Here is a 15,979-nt window from a genome sequence, read left to right on the forward strand (position 1 = left end):
GCCCGCCCGCCGCGGGCGCCGTGGCCATGCCCGGCGCCGCGCCCAAGCCGGCGGCGGCGGGGGCCGGCCCGTCGTCGGGCTCGGGAGGCGTGTACGTGCCCTGGGAGCGGTTGCCCAGGCGCAGGATCTCGCCGTTGCGCAGGTACCAGATGGTGCCGTCCTCGGCCAGGACGCGGGTGATGCGCAGCCCCACGGACTCCACCCGGCCCACCACCTCGCTGGTCTCGATGACGTCGCCGATGCCGTACTGGTCCTCGATGGTGATGAAGATCCCGGCCAGGAAATCGCGGATCAGCTGCTGGCAGCCAAAACCGATCGCGATGCCCACCACGCCGACGCTGGCCAGAAGCGGGGTGATGTTCACCTCGAATGCGAGCAGCACGTAGAACCCGGTCACGACCACCACGATCACGGTGAGGATGGAGTTCAGCAGGGAGCCGATGGTCTTGGCGCGCTGGACGCGCCGCTCGTTGTCCAGGGCCCGCATCAGGGGGGTCAGGTTGCGGAAGACGGGCCGGACCCAGCCAAAGCCGCGCTGGTGCCAGGCGCCCGGTTCGGCCTGCGCCCGCTTGACCACCAGGTGGATCAGGTAGTGCACCATCAGCCAGGCCAGCAGGGCAATGCCCAGCGCGATGCCGGCCTGGAGCAGGTTTTCCAGAAAAGTGTTGCCGGCGGCTTCAAGGGAATTCAGGGGCACGCGTCAATCACCTGGTATCTTTCGGGTGCGGCTCGGGGGCGGGAGTCTTCTCCCTTAACCCTAGCGCCCGAACGGGGCGCGTTTAGTCCAGCAGCCCCGGTTCGTGGTGGACGGGGAAGTTCACGCTGCGCGCGATGAAGCACTTGCGGGCGGCCTCCGCGTGCAGCGACAGGGCGAGTTCGACCGTCTTGGGGTCCGCCACGGAGATCCGCGGGCGCAGCGTGACGGAGCTGAACTGGCCGCTGCCGTCGGCGTTGAGCACCATGGTTCCCCCGGCCGCGTCCTGGTACTTGGTCACCACCACCCCGTGCGTGACGGCCACGTGCAGGTAGGAGAGCATGTGGCACTGGGATAGGGCGGTCACCAGCAGCAGCTCGGGATTCCAGCGTTCCCTCTCGCCATGGAAGGTGCGGTCGGCGGAGCCCAGCAGGGTGGGCACGCCGGCGGCCGTGACCGAGTGGTCACGGCCGTATTCCTTGTAGCCGGAGGTGCCGGTTCCGCGGTTGCCGGTCCAAAAAACATTGACTTCGTAGTGGTGTTCGCTGCTGGCCATGACTTCAGCATAACCAGCCGGCGCTAGAGGAAGACCCCCAGTGCCGCGGTGTATCCGAGCAGGTAGCCCCGGGTATTGGGATGGAACGCGAACGGGCTGGGTCCAAACGGGGCGATCAGCCACTGGTCCGCGGACGGGATGCCGTGCCCGGCGAACTTCCAGGCGACCGGCACAAAGCGGGCGCCGTTGGTCAGGGCGCTGACGGCCACGACCGCGTTGAGCAGATCCGCCGCACCGTTGAGCGTCTTGGCCGTCTGGACCTGGTCGGCCGGGTAGCCCAGGGCCGCCATGTTGGCCGGTTCAAAGAGCCGCGGATATCCCACGAACGCCAGCTTGGCCCGGGGCGCCTTGGCCTTGATCAGCTTCACCAGCGCCTTGATCTTGGTCGGCAGCTTGGTCAGCTGCGTCAGCGCATTGCTCAGCGCGGCCTTGCAGGCGGGAGTCTGCGGGCCGGCCAGGCAGGCGGCGGAGACCGCCCCCGTGCCGATGTCGTTGGCACCTACGGTCAGCGTGATGAGCCGGGTGGTCGAGGGGATGGCGGGGACCTGCGTCGCACCAACCTGCTCGATCGTGGCCCCGTAGCAGGCCAGGTTCAGCAGGACCTGGTGCGTGGCGGCGGCGTAGTCGTTGGCGTAGCCGTGGGGGCTTTGCAGGCAGGGGCCCGATTCGTCCCCACCGCCGGATCCCGCGGAGTATGAATCGCCAAGCACCGTGTACGTGACGGGCTGCGAAACCGCCAGGGCCGGGGCGCCGGCCAAGCCCAGGACGAGTCCGCCGGCAAGCGCCATTGCGGCGCCCAGGCGCGCACCAAGTTTCTTCACTGAATGTGGTTTCATGACCTGAAGCTACCCCAGGAACCGGGCGGCGGATAGACTGTACGGCACTGGATTTTCGGGGCGGCCGCGCGGCCCGCCGCCCGCACCAAACACGGGCAAAAATGCGTCCGTCCACGCCGTTTCCGGCCCGGACGGACGCATCCTTGGAGTCGGTTACTTGTCCGCGGCCTGGGCCTTCAGGGCCCGCACGACGGCGTCGCGGCTCTCCACCACGAGCCGGCGCAGCGCCGGGGTCTGGTCGCCGAGCTCGGCCAGGAACGCGTCCGTGGCATCCAGGGTCGACTGGGCCACCAGTTGCGTCGGGTACAGCCCGGTGATGATGGTGGAGCTGGTCTCGTACGACTTCTCCGCCCAGACCTGTCGGATCGCGGCAAAGTACCTGGTCACGTAGGGCTCCAGCAAGGAGGTGTCCCACACCCGGCCGAACCCGGTGATGGCCGCGCGCTGGATGGCGTTGGCATGCTCGCCCCGGACGACGACGGACTCCCACGTGGCGGCCTTGGCCTCCGGGGTGGGGAGGGCCGCCGCCGCGGTGGCCGCCGCCAGCTGCCCGGTCTGGGTGTTGTCCCGGGCCAGTTCGGCGTCGATGCTCTCCTGGCCGGCCCGGCCGCCGGCCACCAATGACGTCAGCAATTCCCAGCGCAAGTCCTGGTCGATCGCCAGCCCGTCCAGGGATTCCGTGCCGTCGAGCAGGGCCGCGACGGTGTCCAGCTGCTCGCCGGACTGGGCCAGGGCGGCAAAGGACTTCACAAACTGCAGCTGGGCGTCGGAGCCGGCCTCCGCGGCCCGGGCCAGCTCCCGCAGGGTGGCGGCCGCGGCAATCCCGGCGTCCTTTTGGTGCTCCGGGGCAACGTAGTAGTGCAGGGCCGTGGCCAGCTGGCGCAACAGCACCGTGATCACGGTCGAGTCGCTCTCGTAGCCGACGTTGGCCAGCACCAGCTCGACGTACTCGCGGGCCGGGGTCTCGCCGTCGCGGGCGGCATCCCAGGCCGACGCCGCGACGAGCGTGCGGGGCAGGGAGTGGCGGAAGTCCTTCAGGTGCGCCTTCGCCGTGGCCAGGGACACCGGGTCGAGGCGGATCTTGGCGTAGGCGAGGTCGTCGTCGTTGAGCAGGATCAGCGCCGGCCGGGCCCGGCCCACCAGGGACGGGATCTCGGTGCGGGCGCCGTCCACGTCAAGTTCCACGCGGTGCGTGCGCACCAGCTTGCCGGCGTCCTCGCCGTCGGCGGCGAGGTCGTAGAAGCCGACCGCGGCCCGGTGCGGGCGCAGCGTGGGATGCTCGGCGACGGCGGACTGGAGGATCGCGAACGAGGTGATGGCGCCGTCGTCGTCCACCTCCACGGCGGGCTTGAAGGTGTTGACCCCGGCCGTCTCCAGCCACTTTTCGGTCCAGGTGGACAGGTCGCGGCCGCTGGCGGCCTCCAGCTCCACCATCAAGTCGCTCAACTCGGTGTTGCCCCAGGCGTGCTTGCCGAAGTAGGCGCGCACCCCGGCCATGAACTCCTCCTGGCCCACCCACGCCACCAGCTGGCGCAGCACGGAGGCGCCCTTGGCGTAGGTGATGCCGTCAAAGTTGACCAGCACGTCCTCCAGGTCCGTGATCTCGGCCGTGATGGGGTGGGTGGTCGGGAGCTGGTCCTGGCGGTACGCCCAGCTCTTCTCCAGCGAGGAGAACGTGGTCCAGGAGTCGACGTACTTGGTGTTCTCGGCGGCGGCCAGCGTGGACATGAACTCGGCAAAGGACTCGTTGAGCCACAGGTCGTTCCACCAGCGCATGGTCACGAGGTCGCCGAACCACATGTGGGCGAGCTCGTGCAAGATGGTGATGGCGCGGCGCTCCACCGTGGCGTCGGTGACCTTGGAGCGGAACACGTAGCTTTCCAGGAACGTCACGGCCCCGGCGTTTTCCATGGCGCCGGCGTTGAACTCGGGGACGAACAGCTGGTCGTACTTGGGGAACGGGTACGGGGTGCCGAACTGCTTCTCAAAGAATTCAAAGCCCTGCCGGGTCAGCTCAAACACGTTCTCCGCGTCCATGTACTGCATCAGGGACTTGCGCGCGAAGACGCCCAGCGGGATGGTGCGCCCGTCCGAGCTGGTCAGTTCGCTGCGCACGGACTCGTACGGGCCGGCGATCAGTGCGGTGATGTAGGAGGAGATCTTCAGGGTCGGCTCGAAGTGCCAGACGGCCGTGCCGTCGCCCACCTCGACGGGGGCGGGGGTGGGGGAGTTGGAGATGACGTCCCAGTGCGCCGGGGCGGTGATGTGGAAGGTGAACACGGCCTTTTGGTCGGGCTGTTCAAAGACGGCGAACATGCGCCGGCTGTCCGGGACCTCGAACTGGCTGTACAGGTAGACCTCGTTGTCCACCGGGTCCACGAACCGGTGCAGTCCCTCGCCCGTGTTCATGTACACGGCGTCGGATTCGATGGTGAGCACGTTGTGCGCGGCGAGCCCGGGCAGCTGGATGCGTATGCCGTCGGAGACCTCGGACGGGTCCAGCTCGACCCCGTTGAGGGTCACCTTGTGCACCTTGTCGGTGACGGCGTCAATGAACGACGCCGCCCCTTCCGTGGCGCTGAACGTCACCGTGGTGGTGGAGCCGAAGGTATCGCCGGACCGGCTCAGGTCCAAGGTGACGTCGTACGATTCGGCGCTCAGGAGGGCGGAGCGCTCGATGGCTTCCGCACGGGTCAGGTTCATGCCGGGCATGGTGATGCCTTTCGATGGAGGTCGGTGGACAGGTGCCGGCGCCTCGATGCTCCGGCCAGATAGCAATTATTCTTGCACTTTATGGGTGGGGATGTGTCAGGCGCCACGGCCGCATGGCGTGGGCGTGCCTGTACCGGGCCCTGTGCGCGGGTCGCCGCCTGCGTCCGCGCCGCCGGTGTGAAAAAGTAGTGCCCATGGACGTACCTGCAGCGGAGAACAACAACGGCCGGCGCGTGGATGCCCGCGCGCTGCGTTTCGCCATCATTTTCCCGGTGCTGCTGTGCCTTGGATTGGTGATCGGGGGCCTCTTGCTGGCCGGGGCACTACCGCGCGGCGTCGAGCTGCCCACGGGCGGGGGCCCGCTGCCTGTGCCCGCGTTCCTGGCGGTGGCCGTGGCGCTCACCCTGCTCCTGGGAATCGGCGTCGGCACGCAGGGCGCGCGGACAACGCTGCCGCGCCAGCTGCGCCGCGTGCTGCTGGGCGTCGGCATGGCCCTGCAGCTGGCGTCCGCGACCCTGTTTGCCGCCGCCCTGTTGGGGCAGTCCGTCCAGGGCGGGGCCGCGGTCCAGCGCGTGGACGGCTACGTGGCGCTGATGGGGTGCGGGCTGGCGGCCGCCATGGGCGTGGTGCTGGCTTTGACGTTCAAGCCCGACGAACAATGGACGCCCGCCGACGACGCCGCGCTCGCCGAGGTCCTGGACCTGGAGGCAGATCCGGACGCCGCCCGGGACCGGCTGGGCTACGTGATCCACCCGCGCAGCTCCGTCATCATCATGATCGTGCTGTGTGGTCTGCTGCCCGGCTCCGTGCTCTCGATCCTGAGCCCGTGGCTGCTGCTGGTCACCACGCTGGTGGCCGTGGCCGTGGTGGGCGCCCTGTGCGCCACCGTGCACATTGACCGCACCGCGCTGACCGTCAAGCTGGCCGGGCTGCTGCCGGTGCTGGTCATCCCCTGCACCGGGATCGACGCGGCTGTCTCGCTCGTCGTCGCGGCCCGGGACCACGGCGGCTGGGGCCTGAGCCGGCGCGGCGGCTCGGCGTCGTTCCTGGCCGCCTCGGGCGCCGCCGTCGTGCTGCGGCAGGGCGACGGCGGCCGGGCCGTGGTGGGCGCCCCGGACCTCGACACCGCCGACGCCGCCGCCGCCATCCTCAACCGCCGCGCCGGGAAGCCGGCTACGGAGTAGCCGGTAGGCTTGGCAGGGACTTCCCCCACCACCTGATTGGACCCGCAATGACAACTCGCGTGCACATCGCCACCGACCACGCCGGCATGGAACTTAGCGCCCACCTCATCACCGCGTTGTCGGCCAAGGGCTACGAGATGGTCGACCACGGGCCGGCCGAATACGACGCCGAGGACGACTACCCGTTCTTCTGCATCAACGCCGCCCGGGCCGTGGTGGCCGATCGGGCCGCCGGGGTGGATGCCTTGGGAATCGTGCTCGGCGGCTCCGGCAACGGCGAGCAGATCGCCGCCAACAAGGTCAAGGGCGCCCGCGCGGCCCTGGCCTGGAACCTGGAGACGGCCAAGCTGGCCCGCGAGCACAACGACGCGAACCTGGTGGCCGTGGGCGGCCGCCAGCACAGCCTGGACGAGGCCACCGCGATCATCGAGGCCTTCCTGGCCGAACCCTTCAGCAACGCCGAACGCCATGTGCGCCGCATCAACAAGATTGCCGCCTACGAGACCACCGGCGAGCTGGTCGACTAGCCGATGCCGGAGGGCCACTCCGTCCACCGGCTGGCGCGGCAGTTCCGGGACGTCTTTCGCGGCGCCGAACTGGCCGTCTCCAGCCCGCAGGGGAAGTTCAGCGCCGGCGCCGCCCGCCTGGACGGCCACACGCTCGAGCGCGCCGACGCGCACGGCAAGCAGCTGTTCCTGGCGTTCTCGCACGACCTCGTCCTGCGCGTGCACCTGGGCCTGTACGGGGCGTGGGACTTCGGCGGCGACGCCACGTTCACCGGCGCCTCGAGCATCGGCGCGCCCCGGCGGATCGGCGAACAGGAGCTGGGCGGAGCAAGCCAGCCCGATGGAGACACTGCCTCCCGGTACGCGGGCCCGCCGGAGCCCAGGGGCGCCGTCCGGGTGCGCCTGGTGTCCGCGCACGGCTGGGCGGACCTGCGCGGCCCCACGGCCTGCGAGGTCCTCACGCCGGCCGAGGCGGCGGCCTCCCGGGCGAAGCTGGGCCCCGATCCGCTGCACAACCTGCCGGGGGACCGGGAGGAGTTCATCCGCCGCCTCCGGGCCTCCGGCACCGGCCTTGGCGTGCTGCTGATGAAGCAGGACATCCTGGCCGGGGTGGGCAATGTGTACCGGGCCGAGGCGTTGTTCCGCCGCGGCCTGGATCCCTTGCGGCCCGGCCGGTCCCTGCCGCCCCAGGAGGCGGCGGCGCTGTGGGATGACATTGCCGCGATCATGCGCGACGGCGTCCGCGACGGGCGCATCATCACCACCCTGCCGGCGGACCTGGCATCCGGTCCGGGCGTGGCCGCCGGGGTGGGGACGGGCCGCGGCAGGCCCAACCGGGACGTGCCCGTGGCGGACGCCCACTACGTCTACAAGCGCAACGGGCTGCCGTGCCGGCGCTGCGGCACCGAGATCGCCTTGAGGGAAGTGGCCGGGCGGAAACTGTATTGGTGCCCGGGCTGCCAGCGCCCGGGCTGCCAACAATAAAACCCCCGGCCGCAACGGCCGGGGGTTTTGGTGTGGAGGGGGCGACGGGAATCGAACCCGCGTAATCAGTTTGGAAGACTGAGGCTTTACCATTAAGCTACGCCCCCGGATTTTCCGGCACGCGGCCGGACAACTCCTCGATACTAGCAACGCCCCACCCCACCGGCAAATCCACCGCGGCCAATGCTCCTGCGCGAACGCCCGGGCAGATTGTGCATCGGTGAAGTTTTGCCCGTAGACTGTTGCGGGCACTACGGGGCGTAGCGTAGTGGCTAGCGCGCCTGCTTTGGGAGCAGGAGACCGCAGGTTCGAGTCCTGTCGCCCCGACTCAGCATTATTCGGTTCACGTTGGTCCGTGACTGCCCTGTGCTGGTGCCTAACATCCGCCAACAGACCATCAGGAGTACCACGCTGTGAAGAGCGCTGTCGAAAACCTCACGCCCACTCGGGTAAAGCTCAACGTTGAGGTTTCCTTTGAGGAATTGAAGCCCAGCATTGCAGAGGCTTATAAGACGATTGCCACACAGGTCCAGGTGCCTGGTTTCCGCAAGGGCAAGGTCCCCAACAAGCTGATCGATCAGCGCGTTGGCCGCGGCTACGTCCTGGAGACGGCCATCAATGAGGGCCTTAACGGCTGGTACCAGAGCGCCGTCACCGAGACCGGCATCAGCCCGCTCAGCCGCCCCGAGGTGGAAATCACCGAGGTGCCGGACCCGACCGCCACGGACGGCGAGCTGAAGTTCCACGTCGAGATCGACATCCGCCCGGAGATCGAACTGCCCGACTACGAAGGCATCGAGGTCGAGGTGGAGGCCGCCGAGGCCACCGACGCCGACACCGACAAGGCCCTTGACGAGCTGCGCGGGCGCTTCGGCACCCTCAAGGCCGAGGACCGCCCCGCCGCCGACGGCGACTTCCTCACCATTGACATCTCCGCCAAGATCGACGGCGACGAGGTTGACTCCGCGTCCGACCTCTCCTACCAGATCGGCGCCGGGAACATGCTCGAGGGCCTGGACGAGGCCGCCACCGGCCTGAGTGCCGGTGAGGAGGCCATCTTCGAGACCAAGCTGGCCGGCGGCGATCACGCCGGCGAGGCCGCCCAGGTCACCGTGAAGGTCACCGCCGTCAAGGTTCGCGAACTGCCCGAGGCCAACGACGACTTTGCCCAGCTCGCCTCCGAGTTCGACACCATTGCCGAACTGCGCGAGGACCTGGCCAAGCAGGCCGCCGACGCCAAGACGATGGAGCAGGGCGTGGAGGCCCGGGACAAGGTCCTGGACAAGCTCGTTGAGCTCATCGAGGTGCCCGTGCCCGAATCCGTGGTGACCGAGCAGCTCGAGCAGCACTTCCGCCCCGAGAACTCCCACGGCGAGGACCACGACACCGAGGAGCACCGCGCCGAGGTCAAGGAAAACACCGAGCGTGCCTTCCGCAATGAGATCATCCTCGACGCCATCGCCGAGAAGGAGGAAATCGGTGTCAGCCAGGCCGAACTGATCGACTACATCGTCTCCTCCGCCAGCCAGTACGGCATGGACCCGAACCAGTTCGCCCAGATGCTGGACTCCTCCGGCCAGGTCAGCATGATCGTGGGCGAGGTGCGCCGCCGCAAGGCCCTGGCCGCCGTCCTGGCCAAGGCCGCCGTGAAGGACACCAAGGGCGACGTCGTCGACCTCACCGACTTCGTCACCGTCGCCTCCGAGGAGGACGAGACCGAGACCGAGCCGGCCGAGCAGGTCATCGAGCCGACCGCCGTCGTCGATCCGGGCGAAGCCCGCATCTAGTCCCCGCCGCGCGGGACACATTTCACGCCGTTGCCGGCCCCCGTGGGGGCCGGCAACGGTTTTTTGTTTTCCCGCCGGGCCGTGTTCGGCAAACGTGCGCCGTCAGCGAACAGCGCTGTTTTGGGAAACAAATGGCCGCCGAAAACGGCTACTGTCCAAGTAGCGAAGATTAGTGATGGTCCGCATTGGCTTAGGGCGCATCGGCACCTGCCGGCTGTGGCTGCAGGCCAACGGACCGCACGAAGGAGAGGTAAGTCCACCATGGCACAGCACAGCACACCGACGATGGCCGCTGCGGACCCGTCGGGCCGTGACGATTATATTTACAACCGCCTGCTCAAGGAACGCATCATCTGGTTGGGCTCGGAGGTGCGCGACGAGAACGCCAACGTCATCTGCTCCCAGCTGCTGCTGCTCTCGGCCGAGGATCCGGAAAAGGACATCTACCTTTACATCAACTCACCCGGCGGCTCCGTGACGGCCGGCATGGCCATCTACGACACCATGGAGTTCATCCCGAACGACGTCGTCACCGTGGCAACCGGACTCGCGGCCTCGATGGGGCAGTTCCTGCTCTCCTCCGGCACCAAGGGCAAGCGGTACGCCACCCCCAACGCCCGCATCCTGATGCACCAGCCTTCCGGCGGCATTGGCGGCACGGCCTCGGACATCAAGATCCAGGCCGAGCTGATCCTGCACATGAAAAAGGTCATGGCGGAGCTTACGGCGGATCAGACCGGGCAGCCCGTGGAGAAGATCCTCAAGGACAATGACCGCGACAAATGGTTCACGGCCGAGGAAGCCCTGGAATACGGCTTCTTTGACAAGATCAGCCGGCACGCGGGCACCGTCGCCGGTGGCGGCGGAACGAACGCCAAGTAGACCGGCCCGGGCAGAAGAGATTTCAGGAGCAAAGACAATGACTTACAACTTTGGCGGTACAGCATTCGGCAGCGCCGGCTACGGCCGCACCGCCGGGGACCTTCCCACCAGCCGCTACGTCCTGCCGCAATTTGAGGAGCGCACCCCGTACGGCTTCAAGCGCCAGGACCCGTACACGAAATTGTTCGAGGACCGCATCATCTTCCTGGGCGTCCAGGTTGACGACGCCTCGGCCGATGACGTCATGGCCCAGCTGTTGGTGCTCGAGTCCACCGACCCGGACCGCGACATCACCCTCTACATCAACTCGCCCGGCGGCTCCTTCACCGCCATGACGGCCATTTACGACACCATGCAGTTCATCCGCCCGGAAGTCCAGACGGTCTGCCTGGGCCAGGCGGCCAGTGCGGCGGCGGTCCTCCTCGCCGCCGGCGCCCCCGGCAAGCGCCTGGCGCTGCCCAACGCCCGCGTCCTGATTCACCAGCCGGCCCTCTCCGGCGGCCAGGGCGGCCAGGCTTCCGACCTGGAGATCCAGGCCAATGAGGTCATGCGGATGCGCGAGTGGCTCGAGAACACCTTGTCGGGACACTCGGGGCGCACTCCGGAGCAGGTCAGCAACGACATCGAGCGCGACAACATCCTCACCGCCGAGCAGGCCAAGGAATACGGCCTGATCGATGAGGTGCTGGAACCGCGCAAGATCAAGCAGTCCGCCATCACCCGCTAGAACGGCGGGACGATACGCCGGGACAGGCCACAGAAAAGTGTTCTGTTCCGGCGTTTGGCTTCCACGGAATGTCAGGGCCTTGGCCTAGAGTGGAACGTAGCATGCAATGCACTTCGGCCCCGCGCTGACGTGACCCGAGGTAAGTCAATGACCGCGGCATCCGCCGTCGCGTCGTTTATGGAAGGACACATTCATGGCCAGGATGGGCGAAAGCACCGATCTGCTGAAGTGTTCCTTTTGCGGCAAGAGCCAGAAGCAAGTCCGCAAGCTCATCGCCGGCCCGGGCGTCTACATCTGCGACGAATGCATTGAACTGTGCAACGAGATCATCGATGAAGAACTGGCCGAGGTGGCGGACCTGGACAGCTTTGAACTCCCCAAGCCGCGGGAAATCTTTGACTTCCTGCAGGAATACGTCATCGGTCAGGAACCGGCCAAGCGCTCCCTGGCCGTGGCCGTCTACAACCACTACAAACGCATCCAGTCCGGGCATGCCAAGGGCGGGGCGCTGGCCGGCGGCCTCCACGACGACGTCGAGATCGCCAAGTCGAACATCCTCCTCGTCGGGCCCACCGGCTGCGGGAAGACCTACCTGGCCCAGACCCTGGCCCGTCGGCTGAACGTCCCGTTCGCCGTCGCGGACGCCACCGCCCTCACCGAGGCGGGCTACGTTGGCGAGGATGTGGAAAACATCCTGCTCAAGCTCATCCAGGCCGCCGACTTCGACGTCAAGAAGGCCGAGCAGGGCATCATCTACATCGACGAGATCGACAAGATCTCGCGCAAGAGCGAAAACCCCTCCATCACCCGGGACGTCTCCGGGGAGGGCGTGCAGCAGGCGCTGCTGAAAATCCTGGAGGGCACCATCGCCTCCGTCCCGCCGCAGGGCGGGCGCAAGCACCCGCACCAGGAATTCATCCAGATCGACACCACCAATGTGCTGTTCATCGTGGCCGGCGCCTTTGCCGGGCTGGAGGAGATCATTGGGTCCCGGGCCGGGAAGAAGGGCATCGGCTTTGGCGCCCCGCTGAGCGCGCTCAAGCAATCCGACGCCAGCTACGCGGACGTCATGCCCGAGGACCTGCTCAAGTTCGGGCTGATCCCGGAGTTCATCGGCCGGCTGCCGGTAATCACCACCGTCACCCAGCTGGACCGCACGGCCCTGATCCAGATCCTCACGGAGCCGAAGAACGCGCTGGTGAAGCAGTACCAGAAGATGTTCACCCTCGACGGCGTGGACCTCGAGTTTGACGACGAGGCCCTGGCCGCCATCGCCGATCTCGCCCTGGCCCGGGGGACCGGCGCCCGCGGGCTGCGGGCCATCCTGGAGGAGGTCTTGCTGCCGGTCATGTTTGACCTGCCCAGCCGCGAGGACATCGCCACGGTCATGGTCACCGCCGACGTCGTGAATAAGTCGGCGGAGCCGAACCTGATCCCGCACGAGGTCGTGGCCAAGCGCCGGAACAAGTCGGCCTGACTTTCCGTTGTGCCCAGTGAGGGAATGCGCCGCAGCGGCGCAGGGCCCCGCGCAAACCGTGCCCCCAACCGAGGAGACTTCCGTGTCTGAAAATGCCGTAACCGCCCGCGAACAAGCCGACTTTTGGTTTGATCCCATCTGCCCGTTCGCCTGGGTGACGTCCCGCTGGATCGGCGAGGTGGAGACCGTGCGCAACATCAGCGTGGACTGGCACGTGATGAGCCTTTCGGTGCTCAACGAGCACCGCGACGACATTTCCGCGGACTACAAGGAGCTGGTGGGCCGGGCCTGGGGCCCCGTCCGGGTGATCACGGCCGCGGCGGCCGCGCACGGAAACCAGGTCATCAAGCCCCTTTATGATGCCATGGGGACCCTCATCCATCAGGAAGGCAACAAGGACCTGACGGACGTCATCGCCAAGGCGCTGGCCGAGGTCGGTCTGCCGGCCGAGCTGGCCGGTGCTGCCGCCACCGACGCCCACGATGCAGCCCTGCGCGCCAGCCACGCCGAGGGGCTGGCGAAGGTGGGCCAGGACGTCGGCACCCCGGTCGTGGCGTTCAACGGCACCGCCTTCTTCGGCCCGGTCATCACCCGCATCCCGCGCGGCGAGGACGCCGGGCGGCTCTGGGACGCGACGGTCACGCTGGCCGGCTTCCCGTACTTCTTCGAGCTCAAGCGCTCGCGCACCGAGGACCCGCAGTTCGACTGAGGACCCTCGTTTCACTGACGCTCTGACGCCGAGAGGCCGGCACAAATTACGTGATTGTAATTTGCGCCGGCCTCTTGCATGTGGCCCGGCACGGGAGAATAATTCTTGCTACCCAATCCTTCGGGAACGGGTTAGGGACACCAGAGATTCAGTGACAGAACCGATTACTAATTGAGACACCGTTTCGGCGGGAAGCTCGTAAAAAGGAACTGGTTGCCGGTGACGCGGCAAGAAGACCTGAAAGTCGACGGAGTCCACTAGACCACAAGACGTCATCACGTGGTCAGAAAGTCGAAGCCCCACCAACCGCGAAAAGCTGATGGGGCTTCCCCTTTGCCCGGGGACGTGCCCGGGGGCCTGCCCGTCGGGGCACGATCATTCACCGGCCTTTCACCGCCGCTTTCCCTGGGCCGCCCGTCCCGGCCACCTTGACCGGCCACGGTGGAGGCGTGAGAGTAGCCATAGTCACCGAGTCGTTCCTGCCGGAGATGAACGGGGTCACCCATTCATTGCTGAAAATCCTCCAACACTTGGCGCAGCGCGGGGATGACGTCCTGGTCATCGCGCCGTCAACACCGCAACACGGTGCCGACGTCGTGGAGGGCGCCGCGGTTCGGCGGCTTCCTGCCGTGCCGGTCACGGGGTACCGCACCATTCGCGTCGCCGTCGGCGGGGTGGCCCGGGTCAGGACCCTGCTGGCCGCCTTTGAACCGGACATTGTCCACCTGGCCTCCCCGTTCGTGCTGGGATGGCGGGCCGTCCGGGCCGCGGCCCAGCTCGGGCTGCCCACCGTGGCCGTCTATCAAACCGACGTCCCCGGCTATGCCGCAAAATATGGGATGCCCTTTCTTGAAAACTGGGCGTGGGGCCGCGTGGCACGCATTCACGAGGCGGCCGGCAAGACGCTGGCGCCCTCCACCGATGCCATCGCGCAGCTGCGCGGCCACGGCATTCCGCGGGTGGAGCTGTGGGGCCGCGGCGTGGACGTCGGGCGCTTTCATCCCGGCAAGCGCAGCCGGGCGTTCCGCGAGCACGTGGCACCTGCGGGGGAGAAGATCATCGGCTACGTGGGGCGGCTGGCCCTGGAGAAGCAGGTCGAGGACCTCGCCGCGATCGCCGCAATCCCCAATACCCGCCTGGTCATCATCGGCGACGGGCCGCAACGCCGGGCCCTGGCGGAGATCCTGCCGCGAGCCCACTTCACCGGCTTTCTCGCCGGCGACGAGCTGGCCGCCGCCATGGCCTCCCTTGACCTGTTCGTCCACCCGGGCGAGCTGGAAACCTTCTGCCAGACCATCCAGGAGGCGATGGCCTCCGGCGTTCCCGTTGTGGCAACCGGCCGCGGCGGCCCCGTTGACCTGGTCGATTCCTCCCGCACGGGATGGCTGTATGCCCCGGGCGATCTCGACCAGCTGCACGGCTACGTCACGGACCTGATCGGCGATGACGCCAAGCGGTCCGCTTTCGGCGCCGCAGCCCACGCCGCGGTCCAGGGACGCACCTGGCCCGTGGTCTGCGGCCGGCTGATGGCGCTGTACGACCAAACAATCGCCGAGCACTCCATGCTCGGCACCGGCTTGAAGGGGATCAAGTGAAAATATCCGTTGTGGGCTGCGGCTACCTGGGCGCCGTGCATGCCGCAATCCTGGCCTCCCTGGGCCATGAGGTGGTCGGGCTCGATTCCGACGCCGCCAGGATCGAGCTGCTGGCCCGGGGCGTGGCACCCTTCCACGAGCCGGGCCTGGGGGAACTGCTCGTGGCAGGGCTCCGCGGCGGGCGGCTGGCCTTCAGCACGGACGCCGCCGCCGTGGCGGGCGCCGAGGTCCATTTCCTCTGCGTGGGGACGCCGCAGGCCAAGACCAGCAACGCGGCCGACCTAACCCAGCTCATGGGGGCCGTGGACTCCCTGCGCCCGTTCCTGCGGCCCGGGATGGTGGTGGCCGGCAAGTCCACAGTCCCCGTGGGGACGGCCGAATCGCTGGCCGCCCTGCTGGCCGGCACGGGGGCCGTGCTGGCCTGGAATCCGGAGTTCCTGCGGCAGGGCACGGCCGTGCAGGACTCGCTGGCGCCGGACCGGCTGGTGTACGGCGTCCCGGAGGGGCCCTGCGGCGTCCGGGCGACCGCCGCGCTCGACGCCGTGTACGCGCCCCTGCGCGGCAACGGCACCCCGCGGGTGGTCACCAACTACGCCACCGCCGAAGTGATCAAGGTCGCGGCGAACGCCTTCCTGGCCCTGAAGCTCTCCTACATCAACGCCGTGGCTGAGTTTTGCGATGCGGCCGGCGCCGACGTCGTCGATCTGGTGCGCGGGCTCGGGCACGACGGGCGCATCGGCGCCAACCACCTGCAGGCCGGGGTGGGTTTTGGCGGCGGCTGCCTGCCGAAGGACCTGCGCTCCTTCCGCGCGCAGGCCCAGGAACGCGGCGTGGACTCCCTCGATGAGCTGCTGTCCCGGGTGGACGGCATCAACTCCGCCGCCAGGTACCGCACGGTCGAGGCCGCCGTCCGGCTGTGCGGCGGCTCGGTTGCCGGGGTACCCGTCACCGTCCTCGGCGCGGCCTTCAAGCCCAACACCGACGACATCAGGGACTCCCCGGCCCTCGACATTGCGCTGCAGCTCGCGGCTCAGGGGGCGCGGGTGACGGTCAGCGACCCGCGGGCGGTTGCCAACGCCTGGCTGCGGTACCCGCAACTGGCGTTCGAGGCGGATCCGGTGCAGGCCTTGGGCGGCGCGGAGCTGACCCTGCTGCTGACCGAATGGCCGCAGTTCATCGCCCTCGATCCCGCCGCGGCCGCCGCCGTGGTGGCGCGGCCGGTGGTGCTGGACGGCCGCAACGCCCTGGATGCGGCGGCCTGGCGCGCCGCCGGGTGGGAGTATTGCGGGATCGGGCGGGGGCTGGCGCACGCCGGCGCCGCCGTCTAGGG

Annotated in this window: 14 protein-coding genes and 2 tRNA genes; 11 read left to right on the plus strand and 5 right to left on the minus strand. The window is 68.1% G+C overall.

Going from position 1 to position 15,979, the window contains the following annotated elements; translation table 11 throughout:
• The 4 genes from AB4Y80_RS01610 to pepN all read right to left on the minus strand — a co-directional run.
• Positions 1-691, minus strand: a 691-nt coding sequence (locus tag AB4Y80_RS01610) for a mechanosensitive ion channel family protein (RefSeq protein ID WP_442211701.1), incomplete at its 3' end; no start/stop codon positions are given.
• Positions 692-779: 88 nt separating this feature from the next.
• Entirely contained in the window at positions 780-1,250 is a 471-nt protein-coding gene (locus AB4Y80_RS01615; RefSeq protein ID WP_442211549.1) for an OsmC family protein, read from the minus strand.
• A 23-nt stretch (positions 1,251-1,273) separates the two neighbouring features.
• The gene (locus tag AB4Y80_RS01620; RefSeq protein ID WP_442211550.1) at positions 1,274-2,086 is read right to left on the minus strand and encodes an SGNH/GDSL hydrolase family protein; all 813 of its coding nucleotides are present in this window, start codon (positions 2,084-2,086) and stop codon (positions 1,274-1,276) included.
• Positions 2,087-2,239: 153 nt separating this feature from the next.
• Positions 2,240-4,798 (minus strand): aminopeptidase N, encoded by a 2,559-nt coding sequence (gene pepN / locus AB4Y80_RS01625; RefSeq protein ID WP_442211551.1) that lies wholly within the window; start codon positions 4,796-4,798, stop codon positions 2,240-2,242.
• Between the two features lie 194 nt (positions 4,799-4,992).
• Between pepN and AB4Y80_RS01630 the strand changes: the two genes are divergently transcribed.
• Genes AB4Y80_RS01630 through AB4Y80_RS01640 form a run of 3 tightly spaced genes read left to right on the plus strand, consistent with a single transcriptional unit; the run spans position 4,993 to position 7,472 of the window.
• Complete coding sequence (locus tag AB4Y80_RS01630; RefSeq protein ID WP_442211553.1) at positions 4,993-5,982, plus strand: hypothetical protein; 990 nt, start codon at positions 4,993-4,995, stop codon at positions 5,980-5,982.
• A 47-nt stretch (positions 5,983-6,029) separates the two neighbouring features.
• The gene (locus tag AB4Y80_RS01635) at positions 6,030-6,509 is read left to right on the plus strand and encodes a ribose-5-phosphate isomerase (RefSeq protein WP_442211554.1); all 480 of its coding nucleotides are present in this window, start codon (positions 6,030-6,032) and stop codon (positions 6,507-6,509) included.
• Between the two features lie 3 nt (positions 6,510-6,512).
• The gene (locus AB4Y80_RS01640; RefSeq protein ID WP_442211555.1) at positions 6,513-7,472 is read left to right on the plus strand and encodes an Fpg/Nei family DNA glycosylase; all 960 of its coding nucleotides are present in this window, start codon (positions 6,513-6,515) and stop codon (positions 7,470-7,472) included.
• A gap of 33 nt (positions 7,473-7,505) precedes the next feature.
• Here the strand turns inward: AB4Y80_RS01640 and AB4Y80_RS01645 are convergent.
• Positions 7,506-7,579: transfer RNA gene (locus AB4Y80_RS01645), tRNA-Gly, on the minus strand.
• Positions 7,580-7,726: 147 nt separating this feature from the next.
• Between AB4Y80_RS01645 and AB4Y80_RS01650 the strand changes: the two genes are divergently transcribed.
• The 8 genes from AB4Y80_RS01650 (at position 7,727) to AB4Y80_RS01685 (ending at position 15,977) form a co-directional block, all read left to right on the plus strand.
• Positions 7,727-7,799, plus strand: a tRNA-Pro gene (locus AB4Y80_RS01650).
• Between the two features lie 86 nt (positions 7,800-7,885).
• Complete coding sequence (gene tig / locus AB4Y80_RS01655; RefSeq protein ID WP_442211556.1) at positions 7,886-9,259, plus strand: trigger factor; 1,374 nt, start codon at positions 7,886-7,888, stop codon at positions 9,257-9,259.
• Positions 9,260-9,520: 261 nt separating this feature from the next.
• Positions 9,521-10,141 carry an ATP-dependent Clp protease proteolytic subunit gene (locus tag AB4Y80_RS01660; RefSeq protein WP_442211557.1) on the plus strand — a complete coding sequence of 207 codons (621 nt, stop codon included), beginning with the start codon at positions 9,521-9,523 and terminating at the stop codon, positions 10,139-10,141.
• 37 nt (positions 10,142-10,178) lie between these two features.
• Positions 10,179-10,868, plus strand: coding sequence for an ATP-dependent Clp protease proteolytic subunit (locus tag AB4Y80_RS01665; RefSeq protein ID WP_442211558.1), 690 nt, complete (start codon positions 10,179-10,181; stop codon positions 10,866-10,868).
• 193 nt (positions 10,869-11,061) lie between these two features.
• Complete coding sequence (gene clpX / locus AB4Y80_RS01670; RefSeq protein ID WP_442211559.1) at positions 11,062-12,345, plus strand: ATP-dependent Clp protease ATP-binding subunit ClpX; 1,284 nt, start codon at positions 11,062-11,064, stop codon at positions 12,343-12,345.
• Positions 12,346-12,427: 82 nt separating this feature from the next.
• Positions 12,428-13,054, plus strand: coding sequence for a mycothiol-dependent nitroreductase Rv2466c family protein (locus AB4Y80_RS01675; protein WP_442211560.1), 627 nt, complete (start codon positions 12,428-12,430; stop codon positions 13,052-13,054).
• 449 nt (positions 13,055-13,503) lie between these two features.
• On the plus strand, positions 13,504-14,649 hold the full coding sequence (locus tag AB4Y80_RS01680; protein ID WP_442211561.1) for a glycosyltransferase family 4 protein: 1,146 nt from the start codon (positions 13,504-13,506) through the stop codon (positions 14,647-14,649).
• A complete protein-coding gene (locus tag AB4Y80_RS01685; RefSeq protein WP_442211562.1) occupies positions 14,646-15,977 on the plus strand; it encodes a UDP-glucose dehydrogenase family protein in 1,332 nt (443 codons plus the stop codon). Before AB4Y80_RS01680 ends, AB4Y80_RS01685 begins: the two co-directional genes overlap by 4 nt.
• The last annotated feature ends 2 nt before the right edge of the window (positions 15,978-15,979 follow it).

The organism is Specibacter sp. RAF43, assembly GCF_052114065.1.
Lineage (GTDB): Bacteria > Actinomycetota > Actinomycetes > Actinomycetales > Micrococcaceae > Specibacter.